Source organism: Pseudomonas sp. FEMGT703P, from assembly GCF_002786345.1.
Lineage (GTDB): Bacteria > Pseudomonadota > Gammaproteobacteria > Pseudomonadales > Pseudomonadaceae > Aquipseudomonas > Aquipseudomonas peli.
The window spans coordinates 26,030-40,911 of record NZ_PGCM01000013.1 but is presented as its reverse complement, the minus strand read 5'-3'; the positions used below and the strand labels follow the sequence as shown (position 1 = coordinate 40,911).

Here is a 14,882-nt window from a genome sequence, read left to right as displayed (position 1 = left end):
AGAAATATAGGCACTACTACAGCGAAAAAAGTGCGCCGGATTATGCCAGAAAAAGCCAGCTGCGGGTGCAGCCTCTGATCAGATCATTCCGACACGGTTTAGGGGCTGTGTGCCCCCGAATCTGCTTGAAACTCAGTGGCGCGTATCCGATGGCGCTTCGATGCTGCCATCGATAAACAGTTGCAGCACATCGGCGGCATCGAACAGATAGCGCTCGTTGCAGAACTGGCAATCGATTTCCACGCTGCCGCCGTGCTCCTGCACAAGCGCTTCGGCGTCGGCTTGGCCAAGGCTGATCAGCGCGCGGCTGGAGCGCTCACGCGAGCAGCTGCAGCGAAACAGCAAGGCACGTGGGTCGAACAGGCGCAGCGCTTCCTGGTGATACAGGCGATGCAACAGGGTTTCGTTATCCAGGCCCAGCAGTTCTTCAGCCTTCAGCGTATCGGCCAGGGCCATGGCGTGCTGCCAGCTGGCTTCACGCTCATCCGCTTCTTTCAGGCGGTCCGCCGGCAGCTGCTGCAACAGCAGGCCGCGAGCACGCTGACCATCGGCGCTGAGCCAGAAACGCGTCGGCAGCTGCTCGGACGTGGCGAAGTAATTGGTCAGGCAATCGGCCAGGGTATCCCCTTCCAGATCGACAATCCCCTGATAACGCTGCCCGGATTTCGGGTCAACGGTCATGGCCAGTACGCCATCGGGCATCAGCTCGCGCAGGTTGGCATCGGCAGTGATCTGTTCAGCGTGGTAGCGGGCGATACCGCGCAGCTCACCTTCGCTGGAGCACTCAACCATCAGCAACGGCACAGCACCGGAAGAGCGCGCTTGGAGAATCAGCAGGCCTTCAAATTTCAGGGTGCCAATCAGCAAGGAGGCGGCAGCAAGCAGTTCACCCAACAGCTGAGCGACCGGTTGCGGGTAGGTGTGTTTGGCCAGCACATGGCTGTAGCTGTCGGTCAGACCGACCAGTTCGCCACGGATATCGCTGTCGTCGAACAAGAAGCGTTGGGAAAAATCAGACATGCCAACTTCACTGAATGTGACTCGGCCCGCGATTTTAGGCGCAAACGCCCATCCGACCAAGCGCCTCTTATCTATCAGCGCTGCGGGTGGAAGCTATCGATACAAAACCGGGTCACAGTTGTCGACAAAAGACAGGGGGAATTTTGCATTCTCAGGCCCGACTCCCTAGGATGCCGGCCGCTTTAAACCCCTACAGATGACAAGGATGCCTCTGCATGACCTCTTCTTTTCTTAACGATCAGTGGCGTATTCGCCCATTGGTTGCCAGCCATTTCGTCGCTCTGCTGCTGCTTGCCAGTTGGTTGTGGGCACCCAGCCGCGCGCTGTGGGACCAATTCGACCTGCAGCTGTTTACCCTGCTCAATGAGCCCGTGCACAGCGCCGGGCTGTGGGCGCAAACCTGGGCGATCGGCAGCATGCGCCCGGTGGACATGGGTGTTGGCGTGCTGATGCTGGCCGTGATGCTCAAGGCCGGTCTGGTGTTCAGCGGCGCCCAGGTGCGCAAGGCGCTGTATGCCTTTCTCGCGGCGCTGATCGTGATGCTGCTGTTTCGCGTCGGTTTCGCCGAGCTGGTCAAGCTGATGGGTTGGCAGCGCCCGAGCGCATCCCTGGTGGTGGAAGGCGCCGCACGGCTGACCGAACTGTTCCCTGACTGGGAAGAACGCTGGGATATGAAGGACAGCGCCACCCGCAGCTTCCCTGGCGATCACGCATCGGTGCTGTTGATCTGGGCGATGTTTATGAGCTTCTTTGCACGCAACTGGCGTTTGCTGCTGGTCTGGAGCCTGGCGGTGATCTTTATGCTGCCGCGTCTGGTAGCGGGTGCGCACTGGGGTTCGGATGCCCTGGTGGGCGGCCTGTTCCTCGCCTTGCTGGGCCTGGCCTGGTCCTGCTTTACCCCGTTTGCGTACAGGACCAGCGAATGGCTGGAATATGTTACCCAGCCGCTGATCAAGAGCCTGGCCGCGCTGCCAATGCTGGGCCGACTGAACGTTATCAGCGGCCGCTAGGCGTGGGCTATGCAGTGCGCAGCTGAACAGTGCAGCGCTGCTGAGCACGGCGGTCGGCGACACGCGGCCTAGAACTCGTCATCAGCCCACGGATGGCGAAGACCGCCATCCTGCCGGTCATTGAAGTCGTGAATCTGCCGCCGTTGCTTCTTGCTGGGCCGACCCTCGGTCTGCATGCCCAGTGCTCCGGCTTTGCGCTGTGCGGCGGCCTGTTCGCGGCGCTCAATGCTTTCGGCTGTCTCGGTGTACAACGCCTGCGCTTCAGGCGCACCGCGACGCACCACGGACAGTGCCTGCACCACTACACTGCGCTCCTCAAAGCAAGTGCGAATCACATAGACATCACCCACCCTCGGCTCCTTGCCGGGTTTGCAGCGCTCACCGCGATGATGCACCTTGCCACCCTCAATCGCCGCCTTGGCCAAGGCGCGGGTTTTATAGAAACGCGCAGCCCACAGCCATTTATCCAGGCGTACCTTGTCGTCGTCTTTTTTCTCGCTCATCCGGCCCTCGCTGATCACACCGTGCAGGCGGACATTTTGCCTGATGCAGTTGTCACACGTGCCAACTAGAATGCCCGCACATAACCCGGAACTGCCCTTTGAAGACTTTTGACCAACTTGGCGTAATCGGTTTGCGCGAATGGATCAACCTGCCGGAACTGGGCATGGTCGGCCTGCGCGCCAAGATTGATACCGGGGCCAGTACCTCCAGCCTGCATGCCAGCGATATTCAACCGTTCGACCGCGACGGCGAGCCGTGGGTGCGCTTTACCGCCCACCTCGGCACAGTGGTGCAGCGTCGGCATCGCTGCGAGGCACAACTGGTTTCAGTGAAAACCATCAAAAGCTCCAACGGCCACAGTCAGTCGCGCTATGTGATTCGCACCCCTCTGACGCTAGGCGAACGCGAATGGCCGGTCGAATTCACCCTGACATGCCGCAAAACCATGCGCTACCGCGTGTTGCTTGGCTCCAAGGCGCTGATTGCCGGTCAGCTGCTGGTCAACCCGGCGCTGACTTACGTACAGAACAAACCCACCCTCGCTGACTCCCCTGGTGCCCCATGAAGATCGCCGTGCTGTCGCGCAACCCGCGCCTGTATTCCACCCGCCGCCTGGTCGAAGCCGGGCAACAGCGGGGCCACGAGATGGTGGTGATCGACACCCTGCGTGCCTATATGAACATTGCCAGCCACAAGCCGCAGATCCATTACCGCGGCAAGCCGCTGGAAGGCTTCGATGCAGTGATTCCACGCATCGGCGCCTCGGTGACGTTCTATGGCTGCGCGGTGCTGCGCCAGTTCGAGATGATGGGCGTGTTCCCACTCAACGAGTCGGTGGCCATCGCCCGCTCACGGGACAAACTTCGCTCACTGCAACTGCTGTCCCGCCGTGGCATTGGCCTGCCGGTGACCGGTTTCGCCCACTCTCCGGATGACATCGCCGACCTGATCGACATGGTCAATGGTGCACCGTTGGTGATCAAGGTGCTGGAAGGCACCCAGGGCATTGGCGTGGTGCTGTGTGAAACGGCGACGGCGGCCGAGTCGGTGATCGAGGCCTTTATGGGCCTCAAGCAGGACATCATGGTGCAGGAATACATCAAGGAAGCCGGCGGCGCGGACATCCGCTGTTTTGTGGTCGGCGACAAGGTGATTGCGGCGATGAAGCGCCAAGCCAAGCCAGGCGAGTTCCGCTCCAACCTACACCGGGGCGGCAGCGCCAGCCTGATCAAGATCACCCCGGAGGAACGCATGACCGCCATCCGTGCGGCCAAGGTGATGGGGCTGAGCGTAGCCGGCGTGGATATCCTGCGCTCCAATCACGGCCCGCTGGTGATGGAAGTGAACTCATCGCCCGGCCTGGAAGGCATCGAAACCACCACCGGCAAGGATGTCGCCAGCCTGGTAATCCAGCACCTGGAGAAGAACAGCGGCCCAAACCTGACGCGCACCAAGGGCAAGGGTTGAGCCGGATATAGGCGAACGCACGGCCAAACATGGCCGGGCCTGTATGGCAGGACGCGGCAAAGGTGCCGACACACAGACTCAAGCCTATACGTCGTGCCGCTCCATCCAGGCCTGGAAATCCGCTTCTTTCAGCGGGTGACTGAAGTGATAGCCCTGCCCCAACGAGCAGCCATGCTGGCGCAGGCAATCAAGTTGCCACTGGCTTTCAATGCCTTCGGCCACGCACTCCAGCCCCAGGTTGCGGGCGATCACCAAGATGGTCTGCACCAATACCAGGCCGCTGCCGTCTTCAGCGTCCATGTCCCAGGTAAAGCTGCGGTCAATCTTCAAGCGATCCAGCGGCAGGCGCTTGAGGTAAGTCAGCGAGGAGTAGCCAGTGCCGAAATCATCAATGGCAAACCGCACGCCCAGCGTCTTGAGCGCCTGCATATTGCTGATGCACTGCTCGACTTCTTCCAGCAACACGCCTTCGGTGATTTCCAGCTCCAGCGCCGTCGCCGGCACCTGATGGCGCGCCAAGCACTCACTGATGCGCGCGACACAGTGACGCTGGCGCAGTTCACGCGGGCTCAGGTTGACTGCCAATACCAGCTGCGGCCACTGCGGTAACCAGCGTGCCAGTGCTGCGCAGGCCTGTTCCAGCACCCAGGCGCCGAGTTCCTCGATCAACCCCGTTTCTTCGGCCAGCGGGATAAAGTCGCCGGGCATGACTTCGCCGCGTTCCGGGTGCACCCAACGCAGCAGTACTTCTGCGCCGGCAATACGCTCGGTGGCCAACGCCAGTTGCGGCTGAAACACCAGGTACAGCTGGTTGCGCTGCACCGCCTGACGCAGTTCGCTTTGCATCTGCAAGCGCTGGTCGATGGCCGCCTGCATCTCCGGGGCAAAGAAATGCAACGCGTTGCGCCCGCCCTGCTTGGCCCGGTACATGGCGGTGTCCGCCTGTTTCAGCACGTCGGAGGCCACCTGACTGCCGAAAGGATGCAGGGCGATACCGATACTGGCGCTGATCGACAACTCGTGGCCATCAATCCAGCAGGTGCCCACCAGGCTTTTCAGCAGCTTCTCCGCTGTAATGGCTGCCGCTTCAGCCGCCAGTTGCGGGTTGCTGTCGAGCCCTTCGAGCAGCACCACAAATTCGTCCCCGCCCATCCGCGCCAGGGTGTCTTCGGCACGTAAACCACTGGCCAGTCGCGCCGTCACCTCACGCAGGAGGCCATCGCCGACCAAATGACCGAGGCTGTCGTTGACCGTTTTGAAGTGATCCAGGTCGATGAACAACAGGGCGCCCAGGGTGTTTTCGCGCTGCTCACGGTCCATCGCATGCTGCAGGCGGTCGAGCAGCAGGCGTCGATTGGGCAGACCGGTGAGTTCATCGCTGAACGCCAGTCGCTCAATTTCACGCTGATAACGCTGACGTTCGGAAATATCGGTGACGCTGCCGCGAATCAGCACCGGCTCACCGGGCATGCGCACCAGGCGTACCTCGCACGGAATCTGTCGCCCTTTACTGTCGCGGTGCAACCAGTCGAATACTGGCGCTTCACCGTTCATTGCCCGCTTCAAGTAAACCTTACCCAGCTCAGCCGTAAGCTGGCCATCGGCCTGTTTGTTAGGGCTCAGATCAAACACACGCTTGCTGGCGATTTCCTCGCGGCTATAACCCAGCAAACGCAGGGCATTGTCGTTGCACTCGACCAGCGTTCCGTTGAGATCGAACAGCAGGATCGCTTCAGGTGCATTCTCGACGATGGTGCGGTAGCGCGCCTCGGCCTGCAGGCGCTCGCTGATGTCTTCGACCAGCAACAGAAACATGCGCACCCGACCGGTGCTGTGGCGCACCGCACGCAGGCTGACACGGGTGTGCACCAGGCTGCCGTCGGCCCGACGGAAGCGCTTTTCCAACTCGAACCCTTCACGATGCCCGCTGAGTACCTGGTCGAGCAGCGGCTGTTCGTTTCGCAGGTCATCGTCCTGCGACAGCTCTTCCCAGCTGGCCGCCAGCAGCTGTTCGCGCGAGCGCCCAAGGATGCTGCAGAGCTTATGGTTGACCTCTTCCCAGGCAAAGCTCGGGCTGGTCAGGGCCATACCGATCAGCGGCGCTTCGAAGAACAGGCGCAGCCGCTCATCACGTTCGCGCAGTTGCTGCTCGGCGTATTTGCGCGCACTGACATCCTGCAACGCGCCATACACCCTGACCAGTTCGGCGCCATCACGCTCGGTAATACCGCGGATACGCAGCCAGCGCGTCTTGCCCTTGGCAGTCAGCAGGCGCACCTCAATGTCGAATTGCTCCAGCCCATCAATCAGCTGCTGCAGCACTTGCTCGGCCAATACTCGGCCGCTGGCATCCAGGTAGCTCAGGGCACCACTGAGGTCCGGCGTGCCGTTTTTCGGGTCCAGCTCGTAAATACGAAAGCAGCCGGCGCTCCAGTCCATATTCTGCTCGGGCATGTTCAACACCCAGCCGCCCAGGTTGGCAATGTGCTCGGTCTGGCTGAACAGGTAGCTTTGCTTGAGCAGCTCGTCGCTCTGCGAACGCACCTGGGTGGCCAGCTGCTCGCGGGCAGTGACATCACTTTGCAGGGCGACGAAATGGCTAATGCCCTGGTCGTCACGCATCGGCGCAAGGGTAAATTCATTCCAGAACTGCTGACCATCCTTGCGGTAGTTACGCAGCACCACATCGCAGCCCATGCCCTCGCGCACCGCCTGCTGCAAACGGCTCAAGCCCTGTTGCTGCTGATCATCACGCAGCAGGAAGTTCCAGTTATTACCCAGGGCTTCCTCGCGGCTGTAACCGGTAATCTGCTCGAACGCCGGGTTGCAGTAGATCAGCGGCAACGCCGGCTGGCGGGCATCAGCAATGATCACGCCCAGTGGGCTGGCCTCCAGCGCCAGGTTGGCCAGGGCCAGTTGCTGCTGTATCTGCGCACTGCGCGCCAGGGCCTGGCGCAGGTCACTCAGGCTGCGCCCCACCAGCAGCGTGGCGAGCATAAATAGCAGTACGCTGAAATGCAGTTCCAGACGCTGCGGGTCGAGCCAGGCTGAACTGTTCACCAAGCCGCGCAACAGCGGCAGAATCAACACCATCAACACACTGAGCGCCGCGCCACAGAGGCCGCCGGCAAAGCCCCAGACCAAGGCCAGTCCCAGCATCATCACGCCGATCAATGGCAAATTGAGGGTTAGCGGCAATACACCGAGCAGCCAAGGCATGCCGATTAACAGCACCAGCAGCAGCGGCCATGGCGGTAACTGGCGTAGCACCTCGGGCACGTGCTCGCAGCCGCTGCGCACGGGGCCCGCCAGCCAACCGCGGCGGCGCAACCAGGGCGTCAGGTAGACCAATAAGGGGATGGCGAGGGCCAGGGCTGTGAGGCTGTCAGCCAGCCATAGCGTCATGCTGCCCGAAAGCAACGCCTCAAGCGGTATGTGGCCGAACAGCCAGAGATTGCCCTGTAACCCCAGCACCATGGGCGCAATTGGCAACAGCACACCGAGCAACATAAAGCGCAGCAAATGGCTGAGATCGGGCAAGGCCGGGTCAAACGGCCGCAATCGCAGCAACAGCCAGGCCAGCGCTACACCCAGGGTTTCCGGCAGGGCATAGAGCGCAGCCCATTGCCACTCCAGCCCCCACAGTGGAATCGAAAACGCAGCATTGAGGTACACCGCCAGCAGCACGCGCGGCCCCCACCACAGCGCAAACACCAGTGCCAAGGCAAACGGCGGATACCAAAGTGCTGCCCCGTCGGTGAACTGAGTCGCCAGGGACAGCCAAGTGGCCAGATGGAGCAATGGCAACGGCAGCAGCCAAGTCCATAGAGAGAGGCGGTGGGGAACTGCAGGCATGCTGACCTCATGTCATCGCGCTGATAAAGCATAGTTCAGCGCAGTGATGACAGTATGCCAGTGCGGTCTAGACGGCGTCGCGCGGTAACAACAGACCCAACGGCAGGCACACCCGCGCCTCCAGGCCGCCGCCAGAGCGGTTGCGCAACTCGACGCTGCCGCCATGCAAGGCGGCAATCCGCTTGACGATGGCCAAACCCAGGCCGGCACCTTGCCCGCCCCGGGCACGGTCACCACGAATAAAGGGATTGAAAATACTGCCCAGCTCCGCCGGATCAATCCCTGTCCCACGGTCCAGCACGCTCAACACCACATACGGAGCGCTGTGGTCACCCGACAGGGAAACCGCCACCTCCACCGCATTGCCGCCGTAGCGCAGGGCGTTTTCGATCAGATTGACCAGCAACCGCTTGAGCGACACTCGGCGCAATGGGAACGCCGGCACGGACTCCAGGCACAGCCGGACCATTTCCTGCTTCTGGTTATACGGCGCAACCACTTCACGGATCAGCTCAAGCAAATCCAGCTGCTCCAGCGGCTCATCACGCCCGTCGCGGATAAAGGCCAGGAACTGGTCGAGAATCGCATCCATATCCTCGATATCGCGCACCATATCTTCGGTCAGTTCCGAGTCGGTGTGCAGAAACTCCATGGACAAGCGCAGGCGAGTCAGCGGCGTGCGCAGGTCATGCGACACCCCGGCGAGCATCAGCTCCCGCTCGCGGGCTGCCTGTTCAACGTCTTCGGCCATCTGGTTGAAAGCGCGGTACACCTCGGTCATCTCGCTCGGCGTATCGCTAACCGGCAGCCTGACGCTGCGGCCTTTACCGATCTGCCGGGCAGCGAATACCAGGCGCTTGAGCGGTGCACTGAGCTGACGCACAAAAATCCACGCGGCGGCGGTGGACAGTAAGCCAATGGCCAGGAACCAGCCCAGCACACTCCAGATCCGCTGGCCGCGCAGCGGGTGCGGATACAGCGGCACCCGTAACCAATCATCACCCAGCGCCGGTGCATGCACCCAAAGCGCAGGCGGGCTCTTGGCGCGCACCCGTACCTCGGTGTCGGGACCCAGCTCGGTGCGCATCTGACGCTCGAAAATCTCACTGTAGGGCCAGTGCTGTTCGGTGGCGGGCACCTGCTCGTAAGGCACCCGCTTCAGCCCGGCAGCCTCGGCGATGGTGGCGCGGTCTTCCGGGTCCGCCGCCCAATAGGCGCGCAGGGTCAATGCGGCGCCGTGGCTGTACTGACGGTCGACCAGCACATCCTCGTTCATCATCAGATAAACCAGGGTCAGCGCCTTGGAGAACAGCACCACGATCAGCACCAGCCACAGCGTGCGGGCGAAAAAGCTTTGCGGGAACCAGAGAGGGGTTTTCATGCATCAGACCGTAAGCGAACAGTGAAACCGCGCCGCTGTATAAGCGGCCATACATTCTGGCCAGCCAGAGACAAGGCAAAACCTGCCGTGGAGCAAAAGAGTAAAAGTGCCCAACGATAAGGATGAGCCCAAGGTGCAAAGGGGTTCGCCAACAGCGTTAAAAACCCCGCGAAGGTCAGCCATACCAACACAGCCAATCGTGTTCGTCTGGCGGGCCAACGCACTGCAGCGGCATTTTGCAGCACTGACAGGGCAACAAAAACATACAGCGCGAGGTGCAGCGCAATGCCCCAGCTGATCCCGCCACGCAGGCTCAGCCCGCGTGACGCTGCCATTGATACAGCGGTTTCATGCAGATACACGAATAGCAGAACAGCCGAAGCGCTTAACAGCAGTGCCTGCCAGCACGCCATGAGCACCACCCGCCATGTCACTTATTACCATCCGGCACAAACACGTAGCCCACACCCCAGACGGTCTGGATATAGCGCGGTTTGGACGGATCCGGCTCGATCAGTCGGCGCAGACGGGATATCTGCACGTCGATGGAACGCTCCAGGGCGTCCCACTCGCGGCCACGGGCTAGATTCATCAGCTTGTCACGGGTCAGTGGCTCACGGGCGTGCTGCACCAGCGCCTTGAGTACGGCGAACTCGCCAGTGGTGAGCATGTGCACTTCCTCACCTTTCTTCAGCTCGCGAGTGGCCAGAGACAGTTCGTACTCGCCGAAACTCACGCTTTCGTCTTCGCTGCCCGGCGCGCCTGGCACTACCGGGGCCTGACGGCGCAGCACAGCCTTGATCCGCGCCAGCAGTTCACGCGGGTTGAACGGCTTAGCCAGGTAATCGTCGGCGCCCAGTTCCAGGCCTTGAATACGGCTGGCTTCATCGCCCTTGGCGGTGAGCATGATGATCGGTACTTGGTTGTTCGACTCACGCAGGCGACGGCAGGCAGACAGCCCGTCCTCACCCGGCAGCATCAGGTCGAGCACCACCAGGTTGAACAGCTCGCGGGCCAGCAGGCGGTCCATCTGCTCGACGTTTTCCACCGCGCGCACACGGTAGCCCTGCTCGTCGAAGAAGCGCTCAAGCAGGCGACGCAGGCGAGCGTCGTCGTCGACGATCAGGATTTTTTCGCCTTCAACAGGAAGTGCAGTGCTGCTCATTCAGGGCTCCTTGACCAGACCTCCGCCGGGCGCGGACGCGCTGGCAGTATGCAATGGCCGGCATTATGGCTCAGGTGCCACAGCCGACGTGCAGCCCATTGTTAGCAGATTTTTCCCGGACGGGTTCCCGGCGCGTTGCCGGGCAATGTTTATAATGCGCGGCTTTCGTGTCTGGCCCGTGGTCTGCGTGGCTGGTTTTTCGTTTCCGTGTGGGTAGCTTTTTCTATGCTCAGCATCAACAACCGCATCGCCGAAGAACTGGGCGTACGCCCGCAACAGGTCGCCGCCGCCGTGGCGCTGCTCGACGAAGGCTCTACCGTGCCGTTTATCGCGCGCTACCGTAAAGAGGTCACCGGCAGCTTGGATGACACCCAACTGCGCAACCTGGAAGAGCGCTTACGCTACCTGCGCGAACTCGACGAGCGCCGCGCCAGCATCCTCGCCAGCATCGAGGAACAGGGCAAACTGACCCCTGAGCTGACCCGCGACATTAACTTGGCTGACACCAAGACTCGCCTGGAAGACCTCTACCTGCCGTTCAAACAGAAGCGCCGCACCAAGGGCCAGATTGCCCTGGAAGCGGGCCTCGGCGAGCTGGCCGACGCCCTGTTTAACGACCCCGAGCTGAATCCCGAGAGCGAAGCCGAACGCTTTATCGACGCTGAAAAAGGCTTTGCCGACGTCAAGGCTGTGCTCGAAGGCGCCAAGTACATCCTGATGGAGCGCTTCGCCGAAGATGCCAACCTGCTGGCCAGCCTGCGCAGCTACCTCAAAGACAACGCCATCCTCAGCGCCCGCGTAGTCGCCGGCAAAGAGAACGAAGGCGCCAAGTTCCGCGACTATTTTGAGCATGACGAGAAGCTCAAGGGCGCACCGTCGCATCGTGCCCTGGCGATTTTCCGCGGCCGCAACGAAGGCATCCTCAGCGCCAGCCTGAAAGTCGGCGACGAGCTGCCGGGCGGCGCTCCGTCGGGTAGCATGCACCCGTGCGAAGGCATGATCGGCGAGCGCTTCGGCATCAGCGCCCGTGGCCGCGCGGCCGACAAGTGGCTGGGCGAAGTGGTGCGCTGGACCTGGAAGGTCAAGCTCTACACCCACCTGGAAACCGACCTGTTCGGCGAACTGCGTGAAGCCGCCGAAGACGAAGCGATCAACGTGTTTGCGCGCAACCTGCACGACCTGCTGCTGGCCGCCCCGGCCGGCCCGCGCGCCACCCTGGCGCTGGACCCGGGCTTGCGCACCGGCTGCAAAGTGGCGGTGGTCGACGCCACCGGCAAGGTGCTGGAAACCTCCACGGTTTACCCCCACGCGCCACGCAACGACTGGGACGGCACATTGGCGATCCTCGCCAAGCTGTGCGCCAAGCACGCGGTCGACCTGATCTCCATCGGCAACGGCACCGCCAGCCGCGAGACCGACAAGCTGGCCGCGGACCTGATCAAGAAGTTGCCGGGCCTGAATCTGACCAAAGTCATGGTCTCCGAGGCTGGCGCCTCGGTGTATTCCGCCTCGGAGCTGGCCGCCAAGGAATTCCCGGATATGGACGTGTCGCTGCGCGGCGCCGTGTCTATCGCCCGTCGCCTGCAGGACCCGCTGGCCGAATTGGTGAAGATCGACCCGAAATCCATCGGTGTCGGCCAGTACCAGCACGACGTATCGCAGCTGAAGCTGGCGCGCTCGCTGGATGCGGTGGTCGAGGACTGCGTAAACGCAGTCGGCGTGGACGTGAACACCGCCTCCGCCGCCCTGCTGGCGCGCATCTCCGGGCTGAATACCACTTTGGCGCAGAATATCGTCGCCTTCCGCGATGCCAACGGCGCGTTCAACAGCCGCGCCGACCTGCTCAAGGTGCCGCGCCTGGGTGACAAGACCTTCGAACAGGCCGCAGGCTTTCTGCGCGTGATGAACGGCAGCAACCCGCTGGACGCCTCCGCCGTGCACCCGGAAACCTACCCGCTGGTGCAACGCATCGCTGCCGATACTGGCCGCGATATTCGTTCGCTGATCGGCGATTCAAGCTTCCTCAAGCGCCTCGACCCAAAGCAGTTCACCGACGATAAATTCGGCCTGGTGACCATCGGCGATATCCTTAGCGAGCTGGAAAAACCCGGCCGCGACCCGCGCCCGGAGTTCAAGACCGCCGAGTTCCAGGAAGGTGTGGAAACCCTCAACGACCTCAAACTGGGCATGATGCTCGAGGGCGTGGTGACCAACGTGACCAACTTCGGCGCCTTCGTCGATATCGGCGTACACCAGGACGGTCTGGTGCATATCTCGGCGCTGTCGGAGAAGTTCATCAAAGACCCGCACGAAGCGGTCAAGGCCGGCGACGTGGTCAAGGTCAAGGTTATGGAGGTCGACATCCCGCGTAACCGCATTGCCCTGTCGATGCGCATGGGTGATACGCCGGGCGAGAAAATCGAAGGTCCGCGCGGCGGCGCACGTGGTGGCAAGCCGGCCGGTAATGCGCCGCGCAGCGAACGCCACTCCAGCCAGGACAAGCCGGCTCCGGCCAGCGGCGGCATGGCGGCACTGTTTGCCAATGCCAAACAACTGAAGAAATAAGCCAACGCCCACGGACATAGGCGCTATGTCCGTGGGCCGCCCTTGCAGCGTCGCCCAGATGCAAAAGCACAGCGCCCAGCTATAACCTTCTTCATCCGCGCCGGGTTATAAAGCGCTATCGACCGCTGAACGCGGTTTTCTCGCCCCCTTGTAGAGCGTGCGTGTCGTCCCCATATTGAGGCGACCGATGCGTGAAGGAATGCAATCTTGAGCGACCTGTTACCCCGCCGCCTGGCCCAGCTTGGCGAGCGCGCCAACCTCTCCCTGCTTTCCCAATGCCTGCACGGTATCGAGCGCGAATGCCTACGCGTCGACGGCGATGGCCAGCTGGCCCTCACGCCGCACCCGGCCGCCCTCGGCTCGGCGCTGACCCATACGCAGATCACCACTGACTACTCCGAGTCGCTGCTGGAATTTATCACCCCGGCCGAGCCTGATCCGGCGGCGACCCTGGCCGATCTGGAGCAGATCCACCGCTTCGCCTACAGCAAGCTGGATGGCGAGTACCTGTGGAGCCCGTCGATGCCCTGCGCCCTGCCGGACGAAGAGACGATTCCAATCGCCCGTTATGGCAGCTCGCATATCGGCGAACTCAAGTACGTCTACCGCAAGGGCCTGGCCCTGCGTTACGGCAAAACAATGCAGTGTATTGCCGGCATCCATTACAACTTCTCGCTGCCGGAAGCGCTGTGGCAACTGCAACAGCAGGCCGAAGCTGATACGCGCAGCGCGCGGGACTATCAGTCGGCGCGTTATATCGCGCTGATCCGCAATTTCCGCCGCTACAGTTGGCTGCTGATGTACCTGTTCGGTGCCTCACCAGCGCTGCACAAGGGCTTTATGCGCGGCCGCCCACATCAGTTGCAGGAACTGGACGCAGAAACCCTCTACCTGCCCTACGCGACCAGCCTGCGCATGAGCGATCTGGGCTATCAGAGCACTGCCCAGTCCGGTCTGACACCCTGCTACAACGACCTGGCCAGCTACACCGACAGCCTGCGCCAGGCCGTCGGCACGCCCTACCCGCCCTATGTGGAAATCGGCGCGAAGAAGGATGGCGAGTGGCTGCAACTGAACACCAATATTCTGCAGATCGAAAACGAGTACTACTCGAATATCCGCCCCAAGCGCGTCACCTACAGCGGCGAGCGGCCGATCCAGGCGCTGATGGCCCGTGGCGTGCAATACGTTGAAGTGCGCTGCCTGGACATCAACCCGTTTCTGCCGCTGGGCATTGATCTGAGCGAATCGCGCTTCCTCGACGCCTTCCTGCTGTTCTGCGCATTGGCCGACAGTCCGCTGCTGGAAAGCGGCGAATGCCATGCCTGCACCGACAACTTCCTGGCCGTGGTCAAGGAAGGTCGCCGGCCAGGTCTAGAGCTGCAGCGCAATGGCCAGCCAGTGGCGCTGCAGGCATGGGCCGATGAGTTGCTGGAGCAGATCCGTCCGCTGGCCGAACTGCTCGACCAGAACCACGGCGACAACGCCCATAGCCTGGCCTTGCAGGCGCAACAGGCCAAGGTTGTCGACCCCAGCCTGACGCCTTCCGCTCAAGTGCTGGCGCAACTGCAGCAGGGCCTGAGCTTTACCGAGTTCGCCTTGCGCCAGAGCAAGCGGCACGCCGAGTACTTCCGCAGCCAGCCGTTGAGCGCCGAACAGCAAGCGGCCTTCGAAGCCAGCGCCGCCCAGTCGCTACACGACCAAGCCGAACTGGAAGCCCACGAAGAAGGCGACTTTGACAGCTTTGCCGCGGCGTATCAGGCCAGCATCCTGGCTCTGGCTGTTTAACCTGCGGAGAATGCCGGCTCGCGCGCAGCCGGCATTTCGCCAACTGCATCACATAAACTGCCAGCGGTGGCAAAAGCGAGATCAGCGGCGCAGCCCTGCCCAAGCGATGCGGCTAGCATTGCACGGG

At 62.0% G+C, this 14,882-nt stretch carries 10 protein-coding genes; 5 read left to right on the top strand and 5 right to left on the bottom strand.

Features of this window, described 5'->3' with window-relative positions:
• Positions 1-132: 132 nt before the first annotated feature.
• Positions 133-1,020, bottom strand: a complete 888-nt coding sequence (gene hslO / locus CUR33_RS19485; protein WP_090250400.1) for an Hsp33 family molecular chaperone HslO — start codon at positions 1,018-1,020, stop codon at positions 133-135.
• A 215-nt stretch (positions 1,021-1,235) separates the two neighbouring features.
• Here hslO and CUR33_RS19480 point away from each other — a divergent pair, with 215 nt between their 5' ends.
• The gene (locus CUR33_RS19480) at positions 1,236-2,030 is read left to right on the top strand and encodes a phosphatase PAP2 family protein (protein WP_289240665.1); all 795 of its coding nucleotides are present in this window, start codon (positions 1,236-1,238) and stop codon (positions 2,028-2,030) included.
• Between the two features lie 68 nt (positions 2,031-2,098).
• Here CUR33_RS19480 and CUR33_RS19475 read toward each other — a convergent pair whose 3' ends face one another.
• Positions 2,099-2,533, bottom strand: a complete 435-nt coding sequence (locus CUR33_RS19475) for an RNA-binding S4 domain-containing protein (RefSeq protein WP_289240664.1) — start codon at positions 2,531-2,533, stop codon at positions 2,099-2,101.
• A gap of 98 nt (positions 2,534-2,631) precedes the next feature.
• On the opposite strand from CUR33_RS19475, the gene rimB reads away from it, so the two are divergent.
• Both rimB and rimK read left to right on the top strand, forming a co-directional pair.
• Positions 2,632-3,099, top strand: coding sequence for a retropepsin-like aspartic endopeptidase RimB (gene rimB / locus CUR33_RS19470; RefSeq protein WP_090250408.1), 468 nt, complete (start codon positions 2,632-2,634; stop codon positions 3,097-3,099).
• Complete coding sequence (gene rimK, locus CUR33_RS19465; protein WP_160085908.1) at positions 3,096-4,001, top strand: 30S ribosomal protein S6--L-glutamate ligase; 906 nt, start codon at positions 3,096-3,098, stop codon at positions 3,999-4,001. Before rimB ends, rimK begins: the two co-directional genes overlap by 4 nt.
• 84 nt (positions 4,002-4,085) lie before the next feature.
• Here the strand turns inward: rimK and CUR33_RS19460 are convergent, their stop codons facing one another.
• The 3 genes from CUR33_RS19460 to ompR all read right to left on the bottom strand — a co-directional run bounded on the left by CUR33_RS19460 (position 4,086) and on the right by ompR (position 10,402).
• Positions 4,086-7,856, bottom strand: a complete 3,771-nt coding sequence (locus CUR33_RS19460; RefSeq protein ID WP_289240663.1) for a bifunctional diguanylate cyclase/phosphodiesterase — start codon at positions 7,854-7,856, stop codon at positions 4,086-4,088.
• 67 nt (positions 7,857-7,923) lie between these two features.
• Positions 7,924-9,237 carry an ATP-binding protein gene (locus CUR33_RS19455; RefSeq protein WP_090250417.1) on the bottom strand — a complete coding sequence of 438 codons (1,314 nt, stop codon included), beginning with the start codon at positions 9,235-9,237 and terminating at the stop codon, positions 7,924-7,926.
• Between the two features lie 430 nt (positions 9,238-9,667).
• Positions 9,668-10,402, bottom strand: coding sequence for an osmolarity response regulator transcription factor OmpR (gene ompR / locus CUR33_RS19450; RefSeq protein ID WP_090250422.1), 735 nt, complete (start codon positions 10,400-10,402; stop codon positions 9,668-9,670).
• A 225-nt stretch (positions 10,403-10,627) separates the two neighbouring features.
• Here ompR and CUR33_RS19445 point away from each other — a divergent pair, with 225 nt between their 5' ends.
• Together CUR33_RS19445 and gshA are read left to right on the top strand one after the other, a co-directional pair.
• Positions 10,628-12,967, top strand: coding sequence for a Tex family protein (locus CUR33_RS19445; RefSeq protein ID WP_289240662.1), 2,340 nt, complete (start codon positions 10,628-10,630; stop codon positions 12,965-12,967).
• Between the two features lie 207 nt (positions 12,968-13,174).
• Entirely contained in the window at positions 13,175-14,755 is a 1,581-nt protein-coding gene (gshA, locus tag CUR33_RS19440; RefSeq protein WP_289240661.1) for a glutamate--cysteine ligase, read from the top strand.
• Positions 14,756-14,882 lie beyond the last annotated feature (127 nt).

What these genes read in the sequence shown, in the direction of transcription:
- hslO (WP_090250400.1), bottom strand. Translation starts at nt 1,020, where the DNA reads ATGTCTGATTTTTCCCAACGCTTCTTGTTCGACGACAGCGATATCCGT.
- CUR33_RS19480 (WP_289240665.1), top strand. Translation starts at nt 1,236, where the DNA reads ATGACCTCTTCTTTTCTTAACGATCAGTGGCGTATTCGCCCATTGGTT.
- CUR33_RS19475 (WP_289240664.1), bottom strand. Translation starts at nt 2,533, where the DNA reads ATGAGCGAGAAAAAAGACGACGACAAGGTACGCCTGGATAAATGGCTG.
- rimK (WP_160085908.1), top strand. Translation starts at nt 3,096, where the DNA reads ATGAAGATCGCCGTGCTGTCGCGCAACCCGCGCCTGTATTCCACCCGC.
- CUR33_RS19460 (WP_289240663.1), bottom strand. Translation starts at nt 7,856, where the DNA reads ATGCCTGCAGTTCCCCACCGCCTCTCTCTATGGACTTGGCTGCTGCCG.
- CUR33_RS19455 (WP_090250417.1), bottom strand. Translation starts at nt 9,237, where the DNA reads ATGAAAACCCCTCTCTGGTTCCCGCAAAGCTTTTTCGCCCGCACGCTG.
- ompR (WP_090250422.1), bottom strand. Translation starts at nt 10,402, where the DNA reads ATGAGCAGCACTGCACTTCCTGTTGAAGGCGAAAAAATCCTGATCGTC.
- CUR33_RS19445 (WP_289240662.1), top strand. Translation starts at nt 10,628, where the DNA reads ATGCTCAGCATCAACAACCGCATCGCCGAAGAACTGGGCGTACGCCCG.